Source organism: Falsiroseomonas sp. RANM36, assembly GCF_056682175.1.
Genome location: NZ_JBWXTD010000005.1, coordinates 425318 through 431935 on the forward strand (window position 1 = coordinate 425318; position 6618 = coordinate 431935).

At 73.7% G+C, this 6618-nt stretch carries 5 protein-coding genes and 1 pseudogene; 3 read left to right on the plus strand and 3 right to left on the minus strand.

Annotated elements, in window-relative coordinates; translation table 11 throughout:
* Positions 1-160 precede the first annotated feature (160 nt).
* From pdxH to AC1MIR_RS20070, 3 genes and pseudogenes are all read left to right on the plus strand, one after another.
* Positions 161-655, plus strand: a pseudogene (pdxH, locus tag AC1MIR_RS20060) (pyridoxamine 5'-phosphate oxidase); the annotation flags it as partial.
* Complete coding sequence (locus AC1MIR_RS20065; RefSeq protein WP_480029954.1) at positions 652-2127, plus strand: bifunctional aminoglycoside phosphotransferase/ATP-binding protein; 1476 nt, start codon at positions 652-654, stop codon at positions 2125-2127. The pseudogene pdxH and the gene AC1MIR_RS20065, both read left to right, overlap by 4 nt.
* A 37-nt stretch (positions 2128-2164) precedes the next feature.
* Entirely contained in the window at positions 2165-3043 is an 879-nt protein-coding gene (locus tag AC1MIR_RS20070; RefSeq protein ID WP_480029955.1) for a universal stress protein, read from the plus strand.
* A 51-nt stretch (positions 3044-3094) separates the two neighbouring features.
* Here AC1MIR_RS20070 and AC1MIR_RS20075 read toward each other — a convergent pair whose 3' ends face one another.
* The 3 genes from AC1MIR_RS20075 to AC1MIR_RS20085 form a co-directional block, all read right to left on the minus strand.
* Positions 3095-3628: an OmpA/MotB family protein gene (locus AC1MIR_RS20075; RefSeq protein ID WP_480029956.1), complete on the minus strand. Its 534-nt coding sequence runs from the start codon at positions 3626-3628 to the stop codon at positions 3095-3097.
* A 109-nt stretch (positions 3629-3737) separates the two neighbouring features.
* Positions 3738-5129: a sigma-54-dependent transcriptional regulator gene (locus AC1MIR_RS20080; RefSeq protein ID WP_480029957.1), complete on the minus strand. Its 1392-nt coding sequence runs from the start codon at positions 5127-5129 to the stop codon at positions 3738-3740.
* Positions 5130-5131: 2 nt separating this feature from the next.
* Positions 5132-6514: an ATP-binding protein gene (locus AC1MIR_RS20085; RefSeq protein ID WP_480029958.1), complete on the minus strand. Its 1383-nt coding sequence runs from the start codon at positions 6512-6514 to the stop codon at positions 5132-5134.
* Positions 6515-6618: the final 104 nt, after the last annotated feature.

Consider the following 6618-nt stretch of genomic DNA (forward strand, 5'->3'; position numbering starts at 1 on the left):
GTCCACGATCGAGAGCAGCACGGGCATCTCGAGGTCGTCGAAGATCACCGCCGCGTCGCGCGGGCGCCTCCCCGCATAGAGCGTCACCAGGCCGCGCAGCCCGGCCTCCTCGCGCGCCCCCCCCCCCCCCGCCCCCCCCGCCCCCGCGCCGCCGGCGGGCCGGCCCTCCGCGCGGATGGTGCTGCTGAAGGACGTGGATGCGCGCGGCTTCGTCTTCTACACCAACCTCGAAAGCCGCAAGGGGCGGGAGCTTGCCCGAAACCCCTTCGCCGCCATGACCTTCCACTGGAAGACGCTGCAGCGCAGCGTGCGCGTGGAAGGCGCCGTCGAGCCGGTGAGCGCGGAGGAGGCGGATGCCTACTACGCCTCCCGCGCCCGCGGCAGCCGGATCGGCGCCTGGGCCTCCCGCCAGTCCCGCCCGCTGGAAGGCCGCTTCGCGCTGGAGAAGGCGGTGGCCGAATACACGATGAGGTTCGGCATCGGCGAAATCCCCCGCCCCGATTTCTGGTCGGGCTTCCGCCTGCTGCCCGACCGCATCGAGTTCTGGCGCGACATGCCCTTCCGCCTGCATGAGCGCCGCGTCTTCCATCGCGCCGGAGGCGCGTCCGCTCAGGAAGCGGGCGGCGGGTGGGAGACGGAGATGCTCTACCCGTGACCATCCCGGCGGAGCAGGCGGAGGTCGCCGCGCTGCTCGCGCGCCTGACCGGCGCGGCGCCGATCGAGACGCATATCTCGGCCGTCTTCGTCGGCCCGCAGGACGCCTTCAAGCTGAAGAAGGCGGTCACGCTCCCCTTCCTGGATTTCGCGCCGCTCGCCGCGCGAGAGCACTTTTGCCGCCGCGAGCTGGAGATCAACCGCCCCAACGCGCCCGGCATCTATCGCGACGTCCTGCCGATCACCCGCGAAGAGGGCGGCGCCCTCGCGCTCGGCGGCACGGGCCAGGTCGTGGACTGGGTGCTGCGCATGGCGCCGGTGCCTGCCGAGGACTTTCTGGACGCTGTCGCGGCGCGCGGCGCGCTGGATGCGCGGCTGCTGGATGCCTTGGCGGATGCGACAGCCGCATTGCTGGCCGCGGCGCCGGCCGCACCCGGCGTGGACAGCGCCGCGCGCATGGCGCTGGTGCTGCAGGGCAACGTGGCCGGCTGCCTCGAGGTCGGTCTCGATCCCGGCCGCGTCGCCGCGGTGGCCGCGACCATGCGCGCGCGCCTGGACGCGCTCCGCCCGCTGCTCGGCGCGCGCGCGGCGCAGGGCCTGGTGCGGCGCTGCCATGGCGACCTGCACCTGGCGAATCTCTGCCTCTGGGACGGGCGGCCGGTGGCCTTCGACGCGATCGAGTTCGACGAGGCGATCGCGCGCATCGATGTGGGCTACGACCTGGCGTTCCTGCTGATGGACCTCGATGTGCGGGTGGACCGCGCGGCGGCGAACCGGGTGATGAACCGGGTGCTGGCGCGGAGCTTCGACATCGGGATGCTGCCCGCGCTGCCCTTCTGGCTGGCGCAGCGCGCCCTGGTCCGCGCCAAGCTGGAGCCGGCGCGCGGCCGTGACGGCCTGCCCTATCTCGCGGCCGCGGAGGCCTATCTCCGCCCTGTTCCGCCGCGCCTGGTGGCCGTGGGCGGGCTGCAGGGCACGGGCAAGACCTGGCTGGCGCGCGCGCTGGCGCCCGCGCTCGGCATCGCGCCCGGTGCGCTGCATCTGCGGACGGACGAGATCCGCAAGCGCCGCGCCGGCGTCGCGCCGGAACAGCGCCTGCCGGAAGCGGCCTATGCGCCGGCGGAGAGCGCGGCGGTGCATGCCGAGCTGTTCGCCGCCGCGCGCGACGCCCTGGCCGCAGGACATTCCGTGGTGCTCGACGCCGTGTTCCTCGACCCGGCGATGCGCGCGGGCGCGCGGGACGCGGCGGCGGGCTTCGCATTCCACGGCTTCTGGCTGGAAGCGCCGATGCCGGTGCTGCGGTCGCGCGTCGGATCGCGCCGCGGCGACGCGTCGGACGCCGATGTGGCCGTGCTCGAACGCGCGGCGCAGGCCGATCCCGGCGCGATCGACTGGCGGAAGCTGGACGCGGCCGGCGATGCCCGCGCCGCGGCCTTCGCCGCTCTGGCCTTGAACGGCGGAATCGAGGCATAAAGTTTCACAGGGAAGGTTTCGGGAAGGGAGAGCCGCAATGGCCTACCGTCGTCTGCTGCTGCCGCTGACGGGGACCGCGGCCGGGGAAGCCGCGCTCGCCACGGCGCTCGATGTCGCGCGGATCTGGCACGCGCATCTGCATTGCCTGCATGTGCGCGTGGATGCGCGCGACGTCGCGCCGCTGGCCGGAGAGGGCCTCTCGGGCGCGATGATCGAGGAGATGATGGCCGCGACCGAGCGCGAGAGCGGGGAGCGCGCCAATCGCGTGCGCGAGCTGTTCGACCGCTTCGCCGCCACCCATGGCGACCTGGTCCTGGCCTCCGACCCCAACACCGCGGCCAAGAGCCAGGGCATCACGATCAGCTTCGAGACCATGGCCGGCCGGGAGGAGGACATCGTCGCGCAGCAGTCGCGGCTGTTCGACATGGCGGTGGTGCCGCACCCGGAGGCCGAGGAGGATGTCTCCTCCTCCGACGCGCTGCATGCGGTGCTGTTCGATTCGGGCCGACCGGTGCTGATCGCCCCGCGCGTCGCGCCGCAGACCATGGGCACGCGCGTGGCGGTGGCCTGGAACGGCAGCGCCGAGAGCGCGGCGGCCGTCGCCGCGGCGCTGCCCTGGCTGCACCGCGCGCAGGCGGTGCGCATCCTCTGCTCGGACGACTACCAGCGCCGCGGCCCGGGGGCCGAGGGCATCCGCGCCTATCTGCGCTGGCACAACATCGAGGCCGAGGTGGTGCCCTTCAAGCCGGCGACGCGCGAGGTGGGCGCCGGGCTGCTGGGCGCGGCGCGCGACTTCGGCGCGGACCTGATGTGCCAGGGCGCCTACAGCCATTCGCGCCTGCGCCAGCTGATCCTGGGCGGCGTGACGCGGCACGTGCTGGAGAATGCCGACCTGCCCGTGCTGATGTGCCGGTAGGTCCTGCCCCGCCCTCTCCCCGCATCGCGGGGTAGGGCGGGGCGCCGGCGCTCAGTTCCCCGGGCCGACCAGCGTGATCTCGATGCGCCGGTTCTGCGCCCGGCCTTCCGGCGTCGTGTTCGAGGCGACGGGGTTCGCATCGCCCCGCCCGTCGGCCGAGATGATGCCGCGCGGCGCGCCGAGGCGGATCAGCTCGTCCGCCACCGTGTCCGCGCGCCGCGAGGACAGGTCGAGGTTGGAGGTGATCCCCTCGCGCCGCAGCTCCGGGCCGACCGGCGTGGTGTCCGTGTAGCCCTCCACGATCACCCGGGTCTGCCGCAGCCCCTTCAGCGTCGGCACCATCTTCGCCAGCTCGCGCCGGGCGCTCTCGGTGATGCGGTAGCCGCCCGAGGGGAACAGGATGCGGTCCGTCATCGTCACCTTCAGCCGGCCTTCCAGCATCTGGATGGTGGCCTGGTCGGCGTTGTAGTGGGCCTGCAGCTGGGTGTAGGCCTGCTGCAGCTCGTCATAGCGCTGCTCCGAGACGCAGGCGGCGAGGCCCAGCACGGCCGGTGCGAGGGCGAGCTTCAGGAACGTGCGACGCATGGGGGGGAATCCTTCCTCGGGCGCGCCGCGCGGATGCGAGCTCCGACACGCCGCCGCCGGCAGTGTGGCGCGGGGGCAGTGGTCCGGGCAGGGCCGGACGCTATCCGTTTCAGGCGGATTCCACCCCGGCCGCCGCGTCCAGCCCGTGCTTGGCCATGCGGTAGCGCATCGTGTCCCGGCTGATGCCGAGCAGCCGCGCCGCCTGGGACACGTTGCCGCCGGTGCGGTCCAGCATCTGCACCAGCGTGTCCCGCTCCATCTGCCGCAGCGTCGGCGCGGCGGCCGGCGCCTCGGCCAGGGCCGGCGCCGGCGCGAGCGCGACATGCGCGGCGCCGAGTTCCCGCGCCTCGCCCGCGGCCAGCGCCGCCTGCTCCATCGCGTTGCGCAGCTCCCGCACATTGCCCGGCCAGGGATGCCGCGCAACCAGGTCCAGCGCCGCCGCATCCAGCCGAAGGCCGGGGCGGCCGTAGCGCCTGCCGTGCAGCGCCAGGAAATGCGCGGCGAGCAGTGCGGCGTCGCCCAGGCGCTCGCGCAGCGGCGGCACCACCAGCTGCACGACGGAGAGGCGGTAATAGAGGTCGGCGCGGAAGCGCCCCTCCTTCACCAGATCCTCCAGCGGGCGATGCGTGGCGGCGACGAAGCGGACATCCACCTGCCGCTCCCGCACCGCGCCCAGGCGACGGACGGTGCGGTCCTCCAGCACCTTCAGCAGCTTCGCCTGCACGGCGGGTTCCAGCTCGCCGATCTCGTCGAGGAACAGCGTGCCGCCATGCGCCGCCTCCACCAGTCCGATGCGGCGCTCGCGCGCATCGGTGAAGGCGCCGCGCTCATGGCCGAACAGCTCGCCTTCCACGAGCTGCGACGGCAGGGTGGCGCAATTCACTTCGATGAAGGGCGCCTCGGCGCGCCGGCCGTCGAAATGCAGCGCCCGCGCCACCAGCTCCTTGCCGCTGCCGGTCTCGCCGCGGATCAGCACCGGCGGCGGCGCATCGCCTTCGGCCATCGCGCGCTCGGCCAGCAGCAGCGCGCGGATGCGCGCCTTCAGCTGCTCGATCGCCGGCGAGCCGCCGAGCATCGCCTCCAGCCCGCCCTGCCGCGCATCGCGCCCGCGGTAGTAGGAGAGCGTCTCCTCCATGCGTCCCTGGCCGAGCGCCTTGTCCACCAGCAGCTTGAGCTCGCCGAGCGCGATCGGCTTGGCCAGGTAGTCCCAGGCGCCGGACTTCATCGCCTCCACCGCGGTCTGTACGCTGCCATGGCCGGTCAGGATGATGACCTTCGCCTGGCGGTCCGCGGCGCGGATGCGCGCCAGCAGGTCGAGCCCGCTGCCGTCGGGCAGGTTGAGATCCAGCAGCACGACATCGGGGCGGAATTCCTCGAAGTCGCGCCAGCCGGCGCGCATCGTCGCGGCGATGCGCAGGTCGAAGCCGTCGCGCTCCAGGTAGCGCTGCACGTTGCGCGCCAGCGTCGCCTCGTCCTCGACCAGCAGGATGCCGTGGCCCATCGTCAGCCGCCGGCGACGGGCAGGCGGATCACCGCCCGCGTGCCTGCCCCGGCCCTGCTTTCCAGCCGCAGCGCGCCGTCATGCCGGGCGAGGATGCGCCGCGTGAGCATCAGGCCGAGACCCGTGCCGCGCGCCTTGGTCGAGAAGAAGGGCCGGCCATCCTGCAGGCCGCTGGGCAGGCCGCCGCCGGTGTCCGCCACCACGATCTCCACCTGCCGCCCGTCCGGCGCGACGCCGGTCGAGAGATCGAGCGCGCCGCCCTCCGGCATCGCCTCGATCGCATTGGCCAGCAGGTTGTCCAGCGCCTGGCCGAGCGCGCCGGCCTCGCCGCGTGCCGGCGGCACCGCGGCGGTCGTCACGCGCAGCGTCACGCCCTGGCGCGCGGCCGCGGCCTGGAAGGTGCGTGCGCTCTCGTCCAGCACGGCGTTCACGTCCACCGCCGCCGGCGCCACCGCCTCGCCGCGGGCCTGCAGCAGCAGGTCGCGCACCCAGCCTTCCATGCGGTCCGCCTCGCGCTGGATATCGGCGAGGCACTGCCGCGCGCCCTCGGCATCCTCCACCGCCGCGAGCTCGGCCGAGGAGCGGATGGAGGAGAGCGGGTTGCGCACGCCATGCGCGACGGCGGAGGCGACCGCGCCGATCGCGCCCAGCGCCTCGGCCTCCAGCAGCGCCTGCTGCTGGCGCGCCATCAGGCATTGCGCCCGCAAAGCCAGGCCGAACAGCGCCGCATACAGCAGCAGCATGCCGAGCCCGGCGGCGATCCAGATGCGGCGCACGCCGCCGTCGATCGCCTCGAACAGCGCGTCGGGCAGGCGGTAGATCTCGACCACGCCGACGACGCGGCGATGCGCCTCGTCCCAGACCGGCAGATAGGCCTCGGTGAAGCGGCGCCCGCCGGCATCCTTCTCCAGCGCGACATGCTCGGTCTTCGGCACGGTGCCGGATTCCACCGCGACCCGACCGCCCAGCGCGGCGGCGAGTTCCTCGTTGTCGTCGAAGCGCCGGCCGATCATCTCCGCGTTGCTCGACCAGAGCACCGTCCCATCGGCGCCGAAGACGTTGGCGCGCACCACGCCGGGCAGCTCCGCGACATGGTTGAAGAAGCTCTCGAGCGGCAGGCGCGCGGCGGCGGAGGCGGGATCGGAGAACCAGGACCAGGTGCGCTCGGCCTGCACGATGCTCTGCAGGAATTCCGCGCTGACCTCCGCGTCGCGGTCGAGCATCTGGGCGGTCAGAAAGCGGCTCAGCACCATCGCCGTGCCCGTGCCGAACAGCACCACGCAGGCCAGGCTCAGCACCGCGAACCAGCGCAGCAGGTTGAAGCCGCGCCGGCCCTCGATCGCGCTGGCCGCGAGGCTGCCGGGCTGCGCCATGCCGTCCATCATCGCACCAGCCTATCAAGCCCCAGGCTGACGCGGTAGGCGAGGCGGAGCCCGACGCTGAAGGCCGCGCCGCCGCCCGCCGCGCCGTGCCAGGCGACGAGGCCGCG

What these genes read in the sequence shown, in the direction of transcription:
- AC1MIR_RS20085 (WP_480029958.1), bottom strand. Translation starts at nt 6,514, where the DNA reads ATGATGGACGGCATGGCGCAGCCCGGCAGCCTCGCGGCCAGCGCGATC.
- AC1MIR_RS20075 (WP_480029956.1), bottom strand. Translation starts at nt 3,628, where the DNA reads ATGCGTCGCACGTTCCTGAAGCTCGCCCTCGCACCGGCCGTGCTGGGC.
- AC1MIR_RS20070 (WP_480029955.1), top strand. Translation starts at nt 2,165, where the DNA reads ATGGCCTACCGTCGTCTGCTGCTGCCGCTGACGGGGACCGCGGCCGGG.
- AC1MIR_RS20080 (WP_480029957.1), bottom strand. Translation starts at nt 5,129, where the DNA reads ATGGGCCACGGCATCCTGCTGGTCGAGGACGAGGCGACGCTGGCGCGC.